Annotated in this window: 9 protein-coding genes and 1 pseudogene; all 10 read right to left on the bottom strand. The window is 36.5% G+C overall.

The genetic code is table 11. The annotated features are described in order from the left end of the window. Window positions 1-198 (bottom strand): annotated as a pseudogene (locus NJT12_RS12655) (glucosamine-6-phosphate deaminase); the annotation flags it as partial. 236 nt (window positions 199-434) lie between these two features. Continuing rightward, the gene (locus NJT12_RS12650; protein ID WP_271336281.1) at window positions 435-1,364 is read right to left on the bottom strand and encodes a DMT family transporter; all 930 of its coding nucleotides are present in this window, start codon (window positions 1,362-1,364) and stop codon (window positions 435-437) included. Window position 1,365: 1 nt separating this feature from the next. After that, window positions 1,366-2,505: an N-acetylglucosamine-6-phosphate deacetylase gene (nagA, locus tag NJT12_RS12645; RefSeq protein ID WP_271336280.1), complete on the bottom strand. Its 1,140-nt coding sequence runs from the start codon at window positions 2,503-2,505 to the stop codon at window positions 1,366-1,368. 238 nt (window positions 2,506-2,743) lie between these two features. Beyond that, window positions 2,744-5,947, bottom strand: a complete 3,204-nt coding sequence (locus tag NJT12_RS12640; protein ID WP_271336279.1) for a LamG-like jellyroll fold domain-containing protein — start codon at window positions 5,945-5,947, stop codon at window positions 2,744-2,746. Between the two features lie 583 nt (window positions 5,948-6,530). Next, complete coding sequence (locus NJT12_RS12635; protein WP_271336278.1) at window positions 6,531-7,742, bottom strand: AGE family epimerase/isomerase; 1,212 nt, start codon at window positions 7,740-7,742, stop codon at window positions 6,531-6,533. Window positions 7,743-8,018: 276 nt separating this feature from the next. Next, window positions 8,019-10,115, bottom strand: a complete 2,097-nt coding sequence (locus tag NJT12_RS12630; RefSeq protein WP_271336277.1) for a GDSL-type esterase/lipase family protein — start codon at window positions 10,113-10,115, stop codon at window positions 8,019-8,021. Window positions 10,116-10,247: 132 nt separating this feature from the next. Continuing rightward, window positions 10,248-11,489: an MFS transporter gene (locus NJT12_RS12625; protein WP_271336276.1), complete on the bottom strand. Its 1,242-nt coding sequence runs from the start codon at window positions 11,487-11,489 to the stop codon at window positions 10,248-10,250. A gap of 517 nt (window positions 11,490-12,006) precedes the next feature. Further along, window positions 12,007-13,167, bottom strand: coding sequence for a Kelch repeat-containing protein (locus NJT12_RS12620; RefSeq protein ID WP_271336275.1), 1,161 nt, complete (start codon window positions 13,165-13,167; stop codon window positions 12,007-12,009). Between the two features lie 31 nt (window positions 13,168-13,198). After that, on the bottom strand, window positions 13,199-14,119 hold the full coding sequence (locus tag NJT12_RS12615) for a dihydrodipicolinate synthase family protein (protein WP_271336274.1): 921 nt from the start codon (window positions 14,117-14,119) through the stop codon (window positions 13,199-13,201). A 293-nt stretch (window positions 14,120-14,412) separates the two neighbouring features. Further along, the gene (locus tag NJT12_RS12610) at window positions 14,413-15,876 is read right to left on the bottom strand and encodes a RagB/SusD family nutrient uptake outer membrane protein (RefSeq protein ID WP_271336273.1); all 1,464 of its coding nucleotides are present in this window, start codon (window positions 15,874-15,876) and stop codon (window positions 14,413-14,415) included. Window positions 15,877-15,881: the final 5 nt, after the last annotated feature.

Genomic DNA, 15,881 nt, shown 5'->3' with positions numbered 1-15,881 from the left:
TGTTGCTAAACCTAATACGCAAGATTTTCCTTTTTCTTGTTTAGATCTAATTAATTGCGCGATTTCCTGCGCTACAATTATCGAAGCTTCTGTAGAATTTCTGAAGATTTCATTGTGGATTTTTTCAAATCTGGTCTCTTCAAATTTTCCCGCGCTTTTATAGCTGATATCAGGTTTGGTTTCTAGATCAGTTTCCATTTTTATTAATTTTATTTGGTTATTTAATTTTAGAATAGGACAAGTCCCGTCGGGACGTTATATTTATAGAAATTCGGGTTGTCTTATATGAACCCCAGCGGGGTGACATATTTTTATAACAATATAAATGTTTGAGATATTACACTCCTCCGGAGCTTTTGTGAATGCTAATAATTGGCTATAAATATTACGCTCCTCCGGAGCTAATTGGCAGCACTTTTTATTTGTTTCTAAATCTATGTTTCTATTTGTTTAATAATTTTTTTATCAGAAGAAAGGGTAGTATACAATCCGATGATGACAAATGCAACTCCAAAAAGCGTATACAAAGTAAGTGGTTCATCGACCACAAAATACGCAATCAAAAATCCGAATATCGGACAAAGAAAAAGCCAATACGAAGCTTTGATTGGATTGTTTTTTAATAAATACAACCAAAACTGAACCGCACCAATAGAAACCGCAATTGCCAGCCAAGAAGTCGAAAACCAAAAATCGCTGTCGAAAACATTTTTATCAGGTTCATACGTTAAAAATAAAACCGGAAGCAGAAACACAGCTCCAATAATGGTTTGCCACCCATTGATGGTAAGAATGTGTAATCCGTTCCAGTTTTGTCTGGAATAATAAATTGTTCCTAATGAATAGGCAATCATACTTGTAACTAAAATAAGTATGCCGCCGGGAGTTGCAAAACTGTTTTGTAATAGAGGATAAGCCGCTAGAAATACACCAATAAAACACAGCAGTAAACTAAGAATGTTTTTGAACTTGATTTTATGCGATAACCAAATAGCCGAGATCAAAACAATAAAAACAGGATTAGTTGCTACAGCCAGACTTCCCAAACCGGCGGATACTTTTTGCATGGCAATGACATACAACCCCAAATAAATAGTGATGTTAAACAAACCATAAATACTGATCTGAACCCACTCTTTTTTTTGAGGAAATCGTTTTGCCATTACGATATGAGAAATGAAAAGCATAATGCTTCCGGCTATTATAAACCTGAAAATAGAAATCACAAAAGGCTGTGCGGCATGCAAACCAATTTTGGTTGCCGTTGATGCAGATGCCCATAAAAAGGCAAATAATATTCCGGCAATAATGATTTTAAATTCCTTGATTTTAGCAGTAATCGGAAGCATTTTTTCTTTGATCATTTTATGAAATAGTAGTTTTGTTTTTAGAAAAATCCAACGTTTCTATTTCAGATAAATCGTCATTAAATTGTACAAAAGTGGCAGGAAATCCTTCTTTTATTTTTCCGAATTGATCTTGTAAACCAATCGCACTTGCAACGCGCGAAGTAGCCATTTTAATAGCTTCGTCTGCCGAAACATCAAGATGATTATAGGCATTTTGAACTGCTTCTAACATTGAGATTGTTGCTCCTGCCAGATTTCCGTCGTCGTTTCTGTAAAAACCATTGTCAAGATGTGCATCGAAATTATCCCATTTAAAGTTTTCAACCTTTCGGCCTAAAAATGTGGCATCACTAATCAAAAAGAATTTGTCCTGTTTGAGTTTGTACGCTAATTTTGCCGCCGCATAATCACAATGTGCACCATCAAGAATTACTGGAGCATATACATTTTCGTTTTCAAAAGTGGCACCCACCAAACCCGGTTCACGATGCCCAAATTGTGTCATCGCATTAAATAAATGCGTTACCAGTTTTATACCTTTCGAAAAGTAAACCTGCGCTTCTTTGTATGTAACTGTCGAATGCCCAATTGAGATTTGAATGTCACTTTCTAACAGCATATTCAGTTGTTCGTCTGTAAAACATTCCGGAGCAATCGTGATTACTTTTATAACATCTTTGCCAAGTCTTATAATTTCTTCAAGCTCACCGTTCGTTGGTTTACGAACCTGATCAATACTATGCGCACCACGTTTTAACGGATTCAAAAACGGTCCTTCCAAATGCATTCCGATTACGCCATTATGGTGTTTTTTTCTATAATTGCGAACGGCTTCAATTCCCTGAAGAATTGTTTCATGCGAAGAAGAGATCAAACATGCAAGTACTTGTGTAGTTCCATGTTTTAGGCTTGCATCATAAATATCCTGAATCGTTTCTTCGGTTGGAGTTTGACTGAAATACAGTTTTTCTCCTCCGTTAATCTGGATATCGATAAAACCTGCGGAAATATGTTTTCCTTTTAAATCAATCGTTTCAATAACATCTGGGATTTCTTTTTGTACGGATATAATTTTTCCATTTTCGATGATAATAACTCCGTTTTCGATGATTTCATCGCCTGTGTGTACGGTCGTATTGATAATCGCTTGTTTCATTTTTAAAATTTATTTCTTTATTGTTTTTTGTATTGTTTAAACGGGATTAATCTCGATGGTTCTTTTTTTGTTAAACCGGATTAAAATCCGGCCCTACAATATTGGTCGAGCAGATGGCTCTTGTTTGGACGGATTAATTCGATGGTTCTTTTTATTATTTGAACTGGATTAAAATCCAGCCCTACAATATTGGTCGAGCCGATGGCTCTTTTTTGGACGATTAATTCGATGGTCTTTTTTAGTTTTTAATTAATTTGCTGCTAATGGTTGTCTCGGTATCATTTGCATTTAAAAGATAAATACCTTTCAATTGATTTCCTAACGAAAAGAAAATTTCTGTTTCATTAATACTTAATTTTTCAGTACGAATTATTTTACCTGATAAATCATAAATTTTGAACGTAATATTTCCCTTCGCATTGTTTACTTTAATCCTAACCACATCATTAATTGGATTTGGATTTACATCAATACTAAATTTTTGATTTTCAATTGCGGTGTTTTCCTGTGTTTTTTTGCTTAACGAAGGACTACTGGCTGGAACAAATGTATCCGTGCCATTGGTAAGCCAATTTAAACTAAAACGAACAAAATACATTTGATAAGTTGAACTTTCTCCGTTTTCATAATAAATACCAATGGTTCCGTCAGGCAAAATCGTTAAACTTGAATATGCCGAAGCTCCGCTAAAAATAGTTTTAGGTGATCCCCACGTTGTTCCTTCATCTGTACTCAATTGTACACTCACATTTTTTCGGCTTCCAGAAAACGGAATCGAATGTAATAATCTGTTTTTGTCATATCCGTCAAGGGTAGAAGTATAGCGAATAAAATCGCCATCGCAATTTGGGTCAGTAATACTTGCTTGATTATAAGCAGTTCCCCAAGTTGCTCCTTTATCCGTCGAAACATTAAATCGGCGAGTTCCCGGATTACGAATACTCATCATGATATTGCCATTGTTTAGTTCGACAACTTTAGATTCGTCTCCGTCTAATTCTGCTCTTCCGGTTGATGCTGTCCATGTAATTCCGTGATCAGCACTGGTAATCATATAATTATTAATGTGTTCAACGCCTGAAACATTTTCTCGTACAGCAATGGCAGCGACAATTTTTCCGTCTCTTAATTGATGTGCTCTTCCTGAAGCAACGAATAATCCTTTCCAACCCGGATTTGGACCATAAATTTGGTTAGTAATATCAACAGGAGTTCCCCATGTTATGCCATTATCTGTACTATGAATCACTAAAACTTTGGCAGGTGCCGCATTTGTCGAAGCAAAAAAACCTTTCTCGGCAGAAACCAGACACAATAATTCTCCTGTAGTTTTATCTAAAACTAATGCAGCATCTCCCGCTCCGGTTGAAGCACCAAAATTAGCAATGACAATAGGAGCAGACCAAGTTTTTCCGTTATCGGTACTGCGGCGAACAACAGGATCAATTTTTGCTGCTAAATCCCCGGAACCATTCCATCTTTTATCGGTTACGGTTACCAATGAACCATCGGCAGCGGTGATAATTGCCGGAATACGATAACTGGCAGAACCTGCATCTCCGGGTGTAAATAATAATGTATTTGACAATAAAATAACACGATTTCCTGAAACCGTATTAGCTGTTGTATTATAAGTAATATTGTTTGCAACGATTGATTCGCAAGTCGCATCTAATAAATTCCCTTCAGTTGCTGAAGCCGAAACATCATAGGTAATCCAGAAATAATTGTCTCCGTTTATCAATGCTTTTGAACCATTAACAACAAGATTTCCGCTTGACGGAGTCACATTCCCAAACAATGTTGCCGTTGCCGAATCGAAAATTGCAGTAGATCCGCTGGAGTAAATTTTGATATTGGTAACATCAGCAATATTGGTAGTTCCTGACATTGTAAATTTTAATGCACTTGCCGTAAGCGGATTTAGTGTGCCGCTAACAGAAGCTTTTACAGCAATAATTCGTTGGTTAGTGTCGCCAATTCCGGTTGGTAATTCAGTTTGAACTAATGAAACTGCATTGATTTGCATTTCGTTGGTTTGGGCAATCACCATCGCTCCATTATTTAAAGTTCCCGGATGATTGTTTCCTGAGATGTCGGGAACGTTTGTACCGCTAACATTTTCAAAATCCCAAGCTGCAATCAAGTTGGTTTGCGCTCCGTTTACAATCGCTGTTTTATCCGTTACTATTTCTGCCGTGGTCATGGCTTTATTCCAAAAACGAATATCGTCTAGTTGGGCATTCATATATGAGGCAAAATTACTGAGCGTTCCAAATAATAAATCTCCGGTATTTGAAACTGTATTTGTTCCGCCAATATTTGTGGTAGTTTTGGTTTGTTGCAAAACGCCATCAACATAAATTTTACAACTGGTTGAAGCAACATCAACGACCATAGCCAAATGATGCCAAATATTGTTTGCTATATTCGAAGTTCCGTATGGAGGTCCTGCGGCTCCTCCACTTGTCGTTAAATTTACTCCAAATTGTCCACCGCCGGCTGAAGTATTATTGATAAATTCATATCCAATTCCTGCTCCGCCAGGGCGTTTACTTAGAATACGTTTACCAAAATCAGATGTTTTTATTTTGCAAGTCACCGTAAGGCTTTGTCCGGCTGCTAAATTAAAATCACTATGATTCACAACCGACATATAATCATTAACACCATCTAAAGATAAAATCATCGGAAAAGCGTTTGATGTCGTTGGAGATCCAACCAGCGTTCCGGGATGGTTATTTCCGGAAACATCAGGAACAGTCGTACCACTTATGTTTTCAAAATTCCACGCAGCCAGAAGATCTGTTGCCGGAGCATTGACAACTGCAGACATATCAGCTTGCAATTGGGTTGCTGTCATCGCTTTGTTCCAAATGCGAATATTATCGATCTGACCTGCCCATTTGTAACTGTTACTGGCATCAGAAGTCGCTCCAACCACAAAGTTTAAAGCATTCGAAAAATCCGAAGTAACCGATGTAAAAGGTTTTCCGGTATTGGCCAAAACGCCATCAATGTAACCGTACATCGTTCGATTACTAGAAGCATCGATAACCAGTGCAATATGATGCCAGGTTCCGTCTGCAATAGAATTGGCCGAATATCCTGCCGTACTAATATTGTTGGGCGTTCCGGTTCCGCTCATGTTCATTGCAAATTTTCCGGCATTGGTTCCATTGCCGGTCCAAAATTCATATCCGTTTCCGGATGAGCCATTTCTTTTGGCAAAAATTCTGGGAGTTCCGGTTGAAGTTGTTGTTTTTATCCAACATGTAATCGTTTTGTTTTGGCTTGCGCCGAAGTCTAAATCAGGATGATCCGGAACAGTCATATAAGTAGAAATTCCATCGAGGTTCAAAACCTTACCACTTTGTGCTTTGATACTAATACCATATAAACACATAAAACACGAACAAAATAAGCGTAATAAATTTTTCATAGTTTTTATTTTGGTTAAAATTGGTTAATAAGCGTAAGGTTTAATCTCGAGAATCCTGATGGAATAGGTGGTACTATTACAATTATTTAGTGTCATTTTTATTTAACACATAGTCCCGATAGCTATCGGGATAGATTTAAAATTTTTAAGTTCAAGTTCTTTTTAATAAAATAATGATTTTTCATATAGCGTTATGTTATTTGTTGTGCCGTCAGGTACAACATGTCGGTAGAAAAAAGAATCACAATAGATCCAGCGTGCCGTAGGTACGCAACAAAACGTATATATTACGTACCTACGGCACGCTAACGGATCTTGAACGTATTTTTTCTACCGACATGTTGTGCCTAACGGCACATACGATCCTATCTTGATCTGTATTTCTACCGACATGTAGTGCCTAACGGCACACGCCAACGGATCGTAAATCAATTTTCTAGCAAATATTTATTATCTAACGGGACATTAAATTCAATCCTGATCTGTGTTTTCTAGCAATATTTCTTGCCAAACGGCACACTAAAACTTAATATAAAAGGCATTATTTATAGATGGCTAAATGTCTAACATTGCCAATACCGATTTACATAATTTGATTTTCATGTTTCATTGTTTTTTCAAGATATTCGTTCAAAATTTGTGTACAATACCATTCTTGTCGCGGTAAATGAAAAGGTCCTTTATAAAGATTCCCTTTTGCCGTTTGCGCCACGCTTCCATCTCTGTGTAAATACCCAAACCATTCTCCGTTTTCTTTATCATGGAATTTACTATACGCATAATCGTGAATCATTTTATGCCATGTTGCGTATTTTTCATTTCCGGTCATCGTATACGCCAATAATGTGGCGATAATTACTTCGTTATGAGGCCACCAGAATTTCATGTCCTGCCAATATTCCTGAACAGGTTTGCCATAAACATCGCAGAAATACAAAATGCCGCCATGTTCTTTGTCCCAACCGCGTTCCCACATATAATCCAGCATTTTACAGCCCAATTCTATTAAATGAGGATCATTGTTTCTGTGTTTTGCTTCGTGTAATATGAACCAAGCGCCTTCGATCGCGTGTCCGGGATTTAAAGTGCGTCCATCAATATGATCGATAATCGAGCCATCCGGAGCAACTTGTTCCATCACACATTCGATGTCGTGTTTTACAAAATCATTTTCGATTTCGGCAATCCATTTGGTGATCCATTCATCGCAACGCGGATCTCCAATGGTCTCCCTGATTTGTTGTGCCGTATTGATCATAATCATCGGTGATCCAATTCCTTTCGACGGACGTTCTCCGGTATATTTTGGTTCTAATAAACCCGGAGTGCTCGAAAATTTGATGCATTCTCCAAATAAATGGCGTGCCTGTTCTGCCACAACTTCGTCTCCGCTAGCTTTCGCGTAAGCGCTCATTGCAATCACGGCAAAGGTTTCAGAGAAATAATAACGGCGTTTACGAATTGGATTTCCTTCGCGGGTTACATGAAAAAACATTCTTCCGTCAGTATCAAAACAATGTTGGTTGATAAAATCAATTCCGGATTTGGCGCCGTCTAACCATTCTTGTTTAGGTTCAATCGTGTTATAAAGTGTAGATAATAACCAGGCGGTTCTACCCTGAAACCAAACCGATTTATCATCGTCGATTAAGTCGCCATTCTGTCCGCGCATTAATAAATAACCGCCGTGAATCGTATCGATTGATTGTGGAAACCAAAACGGAACGGTATCCTGTAGTAATTGGTTCTGATAAAAATCTTTTAGGTGTAAGAGATCAGTATTGGAATAACTCATTTTATATATTTTTTAGACTTAGTTTTTTTACTAAGTGTTGATTTCGTATTTGTTTGGGTATATTTTTTTAGCACATAGAGACATAGCTCTCTAATTCTTAAAAAAAAGGCGTTTCACTTTAAAATAAATCTCATAGTGATATGTGAAAAAATGTATTTTCTTTAATTGTCTTTTTTGATATTTAAATCTATGTTTCTATGTGTTTAATTTTTTTCTCGCAGATTAAGCAGATTTAAAATGATTTTTTAATTCGTGCTAATTTGTGCAATTCGTGTTTCAATTTTTATTGTTTAAATCCAGTTGAAACGTCGAACACGGCAAATTTGCTTCATTGACCAGATTTGCGTTTGTATAAGGTTTCCAGGCATATAAAACGGTTTTTATCTTTTCGCCTTTTGGGATATTTATTAAAACCTCGTTTGTAATAATTGTTGCTTTACTTTCGATTCGGATTCCTTTTTCGGTGACCAATTCAAAACCTGTTAATTCTTTATTATTGGCTGTTGATAATTGTTTGGCATTCGAAAAAGAAACTATAATTACATCATCTTTTTGAGTTGCTTTTTGTGGCGACGGTCCGTTTGCGGTTATCGCTTTTCCGTACGTATATTTCAATGCCAAAAGCGCTAGACGATCTCCAACCTGCTTTTTTTGAATAGGATGCACATTTGTAGCATCACCATAATCCATACTAATCGCCATACCGCTATTGGCAATATTTTTCTGAATTTTGTTTTGTGCATCTCTAAAGGACGGCCAGGTTGGACGATCTGTTCCTGACAATTGAAGATAATAAAACGGAAGGGAGTTTGCCCAGGCTTTGCGCCAGCTCTCAACCAACACAGGCATTAAATGTTCGTATAATTCGATGTTATGTGCGTTGCTTTCGCCTTGGTACCAAATAATTCCTTTTATGGGAAAATCGGTGAAATGAGTTACGCCGGTTTCATAATTATAACAAGGTCCGTAGGGATGTCGCTGTTTTGGGTTTTTGGCATTTTTTAAATTTTCATCAGCACGCGATCTTACCCACGGCATCATAAAATCAGATTTTCGCCAGTTGGTCAGTACGTCGACTACTTTATCATCGTGTTCCAAAGTATATCTGTCAATCCAGGATTCTATGGGAGATCCGCCAACGGCAACTTGTATTAAACCTATTGGAACATTTTCTTCGCGAGCAATATTTTGTCCGAAGTAATAAGCTATGGCCGAGAAATCTTTGGCACTTAATGAATCAGAGATTTTCCATTTTCCGGAAAAGAATTCTAATCGATTCGTTTTTTCTAAAGTAATAGAATCCCACGCTTTTTCATCTGTTTCTGCAATGGCTTCAAAATTGAATAACCGAAGATTGGTGTTGTTGATGGCTTTTTTTACCTCAGCAATTCCGTTTTCTGATTTATAAAGAGGGAATGCCATATTCGATTGTCCGGAACAAAACCAAACATCCCCAATTAGAATATTTTTCAGAACTATATTTTTTTCTTTGGATGAAATAGTAATCTCATGTACTCCGCCAGATTTCATGGCAGGAAAAATGACTTTCCATTTTCCGAATTCATTTGTAGTGGTAATTTCTTTTTTATTGTCTAAAGTGATTTCGACTTTTTCTCCGCCATTTGCATTTCCATAAATTACAATTGGTTGATTCCTCTGCAACACCATATTATCGGTAAAAACAGGCGATAATTTTAATCCGCCAAAATCCTGCGTGATATTTTCGTAAACGGTCTTTGCTAAAATTGTTGCGCCTTCTTTTGTGGGATGCAAAGCATCGGGAAAAAGATCAGGACGATTATAAAGTTTTTCGTGAAGATCAATTAGTTTGACATTATTGGCTTTTGCAATTGCTTCAATATGTTCCTGAATTTGCCAGAACCAATCTCTCGTTCCTGATTTAAATCTTGGATGTTCATTGAATATCGGCGTCATTTTGCAGATATAAATTTTCACCTTCGGATTTTGTGTTTTTAGAGTATCGATTAACCACGAATAATCTGCATCAAAATCTTCTCTGTAATTCGGCCAGTTTCTGGGATCGGTATCATTTAATCCTAAATGAATAATGGCAATATCAGGACGATAGGCAATGGCTTCGGCACATTTTTCGGTTTTAAAATAAGGCGTACTTCCTTTCTTTAAAAGCGTTGCTCCGCTATGTCCAAAATTTTTGACTTCATATTGATTTCCCATTAAAATTTGCAACTGCGAAGGATAAGATTCGGTTGTTGGATTGGCTAAAAGATAACCAGCCGTAACAGAATCACCAATGCAAGCAATTTTTATTGGAGTTTGCGCCGTCATTTCAAGATTGAAAATCATTGAAATGAAAAGCATAACCATGAAAAGATTTCGTTTTTTTGTTCTCATTTTTTTTAGAACTATTATTAAAAAAAGGCTCATTTATAAGCTGGGCAGAAGGCATAGCTCCGCCCTGGCTTATAAAAACTTCAAAAAACCAACTAACTCTTAAATTGTAAAAAAGGGGATGAACTTTATGTTCTACGCATCTGCAAAATCATTGACTTTGGGGCGTAGAAAACTAATTTGCACTATTAATGCAAGCAATACAACTCCGGCCATTAAGGCAAAACCAAAACCTAAAGTTCCTGAATCTGCAGATTTTCCAAGCAATGAAGTTACCAAAGCACCGCAACCAACTCCGGTCATATTGAGAACTCCGTAAGCAGTCGCACGATGTTTTGAGGAAACAAACTGACAGATAATGGGCATATTATTGGCATCGAACATACCATATCCGATACCAAAACATAAGACAGCTCCAACCACATGAAATAAGGAATGCCCAAAACCAATCAGCATTAATGCAGGAATTGTTAAACTCAGACCAATGGCGCTGGTGTAAACTCTTCCTTTTATATTTTTCTGAACCCATTTATCTGATAAAATCCCTCCGAAAATAACACCTATTAAGGACGAGAATGAAATTGTAATTGTAGCAATTGGTCCGGCCTGATCCATTGAAATTCCTAAGTTGTCTGAAAATAGGGTAGGTAACCAGTTTTTAGTGGCCCAACCCGGTAAACTGATTATGGCAAAATAAAATAAAATCACCCAGAATGAAATATTGGTAAACAATAACGCTAAACCTTTAAAAAGGGAATCTTTTTCGTGTGTTTTATTAAACTCAGGATCAAATGTTTTGGTAGATACTTTTTTCTCGTATAAAAAGAAAACCAACACTACCGAATACACAATGCCCACAATACCAAAATGATGAAAAGTAGTATGCCATGAAAATCTTGCAGCAATTGTAGCTCCAAAACCTCCCAAAGCCGAACCTACATAAAGCCCTGTCATGTGAATACCAATGGCAAGCGATCTTGTTTTTTGCTGATGATAATCGGCGATTAAAGATAAACCTGCCGGAATGTACAAAGCTTCACTCACGCCCATAATCGCTCTTAACCAGTAAATTTGGTTGTAGGTTGTAGCATAGCCCATGGCGTAGGTAACGGCAGACCAGACAAATAAACTGCCAATAATCAACCATTTTCTATTTAATTTGTCGGCAATAATTCCGGAAATAGGGCTCATTAAAGCATAAATCCAAAGGAAAATAGCCATTAAACGTCCAAAATTTTCACCCGAAACCAGTTCAGGAATGTCAGCTTCCATAGAAGGCCTCATGGTCGCCAGCATTTGTCTATCCATATAGTTTAGCAACGCTACAATCCAGAGTAACGCTACGACTAACCACGGATAATATTTAGAGTTTTTCATATTTTGATATGATTTATTTTATTTAATTGGTTGGGTATTTTTTTAAACACATAGAAACATAGCTTGTTGGTCTTGAAAAAAGACGTTTCACTTCAAATAAAACTCATAGTGCTATGTGAAAAAAAGGTGTTTTTTAAAACCATCTTTCTTCGACTTTAAATCTATGTTTCTATGTGTTTAAATTTTTTTGCCGCTCCTGATAGCTATCGGGATAAACAGATTTCATTTTAATTCTTTGTCAGGCCTAACAGGTTTTTAAAACCTGTTAGGTCTCTTTGGTTAAGTTTAATTATTTACGAATCGGTTTTTAAACACATAGAGACATAGTTTGCATAGCGCGAAAAGACGTTTCACTTCAAATAAAACTCATAGTGCTATGTGTAAAAAATGTATTTTTTTAAAACCAGCTTTCTTCGATTAAAACTATGTTTCTATGTGTTTAAATTTTTTTGCCACTGATTAAAAAGATTACAATGATTTTAATTCGTGATAGTTTGTGCGATTCGTGTTTAATTTTTTATTTGATGGTTCCCAACATAACATCTGGCGTACGAATTCCGGGTTTTATTTCTCCATTCGATAAAACTATTTGATCATTCCAGATTGTAGCTGTTGTTGTTACCTGGGCAAGAAAAGGCAATTCGCCAATTTTTGACCATTTATTTGTATGTGTGTTGTATACTAAAATAGCGTTGTAAAAACCTTTGTGTGTCGTGTTTAAAATATTTTTTTCGGCAATAAGTTTTGATTTTTCTTCTTCAGATGTGGCTTTTGCAATTTGAGATAAAAAGGTTTCTATTTTATGAAAAGTAGTTCCGTTATCTCCGCCAAGAATCAAAATATATTCATTGCCAACAGCAACTCCTGCGCCGGCAGAAAAATTGGTGGTGTGTTTTCCGTCAGAGATATCAGCTTTCGTTTCCCAAACTTGTTTTTTTAGATCAAAAGCTAAAGTAGTGTTGTGCAAATCACTGATTCCTGAGGATGTTTTGGTTCTTCCGCCAACAACATAAATTTTATCATTTTGAATTACTGCAACCGAATTTGCTAAAGCAAAAGGTAATTTTGGTAACGATTTCCATGCCGGTTTTTCAGCATTCAAATCAAAACTAAAAACTAAATCCGAGGATTGTTTTGCGTCATCTCCGCCAATTGCGTAAACAATATTTTCATGATGTGTAAGCGCAATATTGGTAATGGCGATTGGAAAATCCGGTAATGATTTTGTTTCAATTTCGTTTTTATCGGGATTCCATTTTAGGATGTAGGCTTTATTCGAAAGTCCATTTTCATTTTCTCCGCCTACATAAACGATTCCTGAATTTGTGGTTGTATTTCCCGGATACGCAATGGGTTCCAGTAATGTATTTACGATTTTTTTGTTCCAATGATATTCATCGCCCACTTTTTCTAAAACATGAATCTCATTCGAATAGTGTTTTTTCCCTCCTTCCCACGGCATTTTATCTTGAAAATTGGCTCCTCCGGCAACAATCAAAACGTTGTTGCTGACTCCGTTTATTGGACCTGCAAAACCTAGTGAAATACTTCCGTCAGCATTTTGCAATTGTGCGGCTTTTTTCCATTCGACATTTGAAATCTTTGTTTTTTGCGAAAAACCAATTGTTGTTGACATAATAAAAATAGTAATGATTAAGGAAGAAAAAGACGTATTCATATTGGGTTTGTTTTAGAGAAAACGAACTTGATTATTTAGATTTGAAAGTATCGAAATTTAGACCTGCGACATCTTTTTTGAATAACTCAAATTGTTCAGCACTCATATTTTTAACCGGTAATCTGAATTCTCCTAAATCATGACCAACCAATTTCATATACGCTTTCCCGACAGAGATTCCGCCATATTTACCTAAGAAGCGAATCATATCAATTGATTTTTGCTGAAGCGCTCTTGCTTTAACCAAATCATTATTATTGAAAGCATCAATTAGATCGTAATATAATGGAGCTGCATAGTTAAAAGTACTTCCTACGGCACCTTTTGCACCAAGAACTAAGGCAGATAACATATTTTCGTCACGTCCCCAAAGCATATCAAATTTTCCGTTTTCGTAGCTCATGCAACTTTGGAAGTCCATAAAATCTTCGTGAGTATATTTTACTCCGGCAAAGTTTGGCAGTTTATTATCTAAAGCTCTTACCAAATCGTACATCGCAACATTTACGCCTGTTAGTACAGGAATGTGGTAATAATAAAATGGCATATTAGGAACATTTTCTCCCACTTTAATACAGATTTCGGCAAGAGTATCTACATTGTTTGGTTTGAAGTAAAAAGCTCCGGTTAGAGAAACAGCGTATAAACCAATTTCGTAAGCGTGTTTTGCAAGGTCGATACAATCAGCCAGACAAGTTCCACCAAGGAAAACCATTACTTTAAAATCATCATCGTGGTTGGAGCAATCTGCCCAGGCTTGTGCAACTGCCTTTTTTTCTTCTAAAGTGATAGAAACCCCTTCGCCGGTTGATCCGTTGATAAAAGCTCCGGTGATCCCGTTTCTTTTTAGAAAAGTATAATAAGCGGGAATGAGGCTAACATCTAATTTTCCGTTGCTGTCAAAAGGGGTAAAAGGAGCAGAAATCAGACCTTGTAAATGTTGAATTTTCATGAGTATGTTTTTTTGTTGTTTGTATTTTGATATTAGACTGAGAACTTTTAGATTCTCAGTCCAATTTTTAATTAACTTATTGAATGTAATTATTTTAATACATAGAATAATAGATCTTGTAAAGCTATAATAGGCGTTTCACTAGTATTAATTCATCCCGATAGCTTATCAGGACTATGTGTGAAGAAACTAGTTTCTTTTTTATATTCTTTTACATTTTTAAAAACTATGTTTCTATGTGTTAAATCGTTTTTCGTAATTACACCAACGTATAGATTATAATGCTTAGAATCTTATTTGCTAACAGGATTTTGAACAATTTTTGGATTAAAGTTGATTGTGTTCTGAGAGATCGGAAACAAAACTTCTTTTCCTGCTGTCATCGATGGCACTAAGCTTGTTTTGTTGAAACGAACTAAATCCCACCATGATTTTCCTTCAAAAGCCAATTCTTTCAAACGTTCATTTAAGATCACATTATCGTTAGCAGTTGGTGATACGTTTGTAAATGAAGCCGTAGCATCTGCTCTTTGCATTACCAAATTCATTTCAGCAGTTGGATCTTGTCCCAAAGCATTTTTAATTTCAGCTTTCATCAATAAAATATCTGCCCAACGATAAATGATAATATCACTTACAAAACGTCTTAAAGTTCCGTCAACAGTTCCGTTGTATTTTACCAAACCTGTTACTACAGGAACGGCTCCGTTGTATAAAGTCAGGTAAGTTGCAGTTTTTCTGGTGTCTGTTGATGCAAAGTTAAATCTTGTAATATCCGGTTGCACTCTTGAGATTCCGGCATTTCCGGCACCGGTTCCTAATGTTCCAAAAGTGGCTGTTGCTGTTGCAGATGTTAATGGTGCAAAATCGCTTGGCCCCACAAACATAAACTGATTCCAGTTGTCGGCTAAATTCGACGGTAAATCTGCAAGAGAATAACGAACGGCAAAAACTACCTCAGCATTTGCTTTTTTGTCATAAGCAAAAACATCTTTAAAATTAGGCATTAAAGTTGGAGTTCCCGGTATTGTGTTTATCGCTGTTAATGCTGTATTTAAATCTGCTGTTCCTCCGCCTAATTGTTTTGCGGTCCATAAATTAACATCGGCTTTTAAAGCATAAACAGAGGCAAGCGACAATTGAATTTTATTATTTGTTGCATCAGGAAAATTTGCAATTGCTGCGTCAATATCTTTTTTTATGAAAGCAAATGTTTCTTCGATACTATTACGCGGAATAATATATTGTGACTGATTGCTGTTTTCTGTAGGATCTGTTACAAGTGGAACACCACCCCACGAACGCGCCATAATAAAATAGCATAAAGCACGCATCGAATACGCTTGTGCAAGATATCTTTTTTGCTCATTTAAGGTTGTTGGGCTAAAGGTAATTTGTGGTACATACTTTAAAACTAAGTTTGCAGAATGTATTACAGTATATAATCCTGCCCAGTCTACGTCGACATTTTGTGGCGTAAGTTGATTGTTATAATAATTGGCCAAAGTCAACGGTGATTGGACACCACCAGTGATTTCGGCACTTCTGGCTCCTCCCAATAAATAATAATTTTGTTGGGTCTGGATTCTGAAGTTAACGTACATTCCGTTTACACCGGCTTTGGCATCATCTTCGGTTTTCCAAAAACTATCAGATGTAATAACACTATCAGATGTTAGCTCTAAATCATCCTGACAGGAGTTGAATAGCGATAGAGTAGTAAAAAGTAGTGTATATATAAGAAATTTCTTTTTCATGATTT

Source organism: Flavobacterium azizsancarii, from assembly GCF_027980145.1.
GTDB lineage: Bacteria > Bacteroidota > Bacteroidia > Flavobacteriales > Flavobacteriaceae > Flavobacterium > Flavobacterium azizsancarii.
Note: the sequence above shows the minus strand (reverse complement) of the source record. Positions and strands in the feature narration are given on the sequence as shown.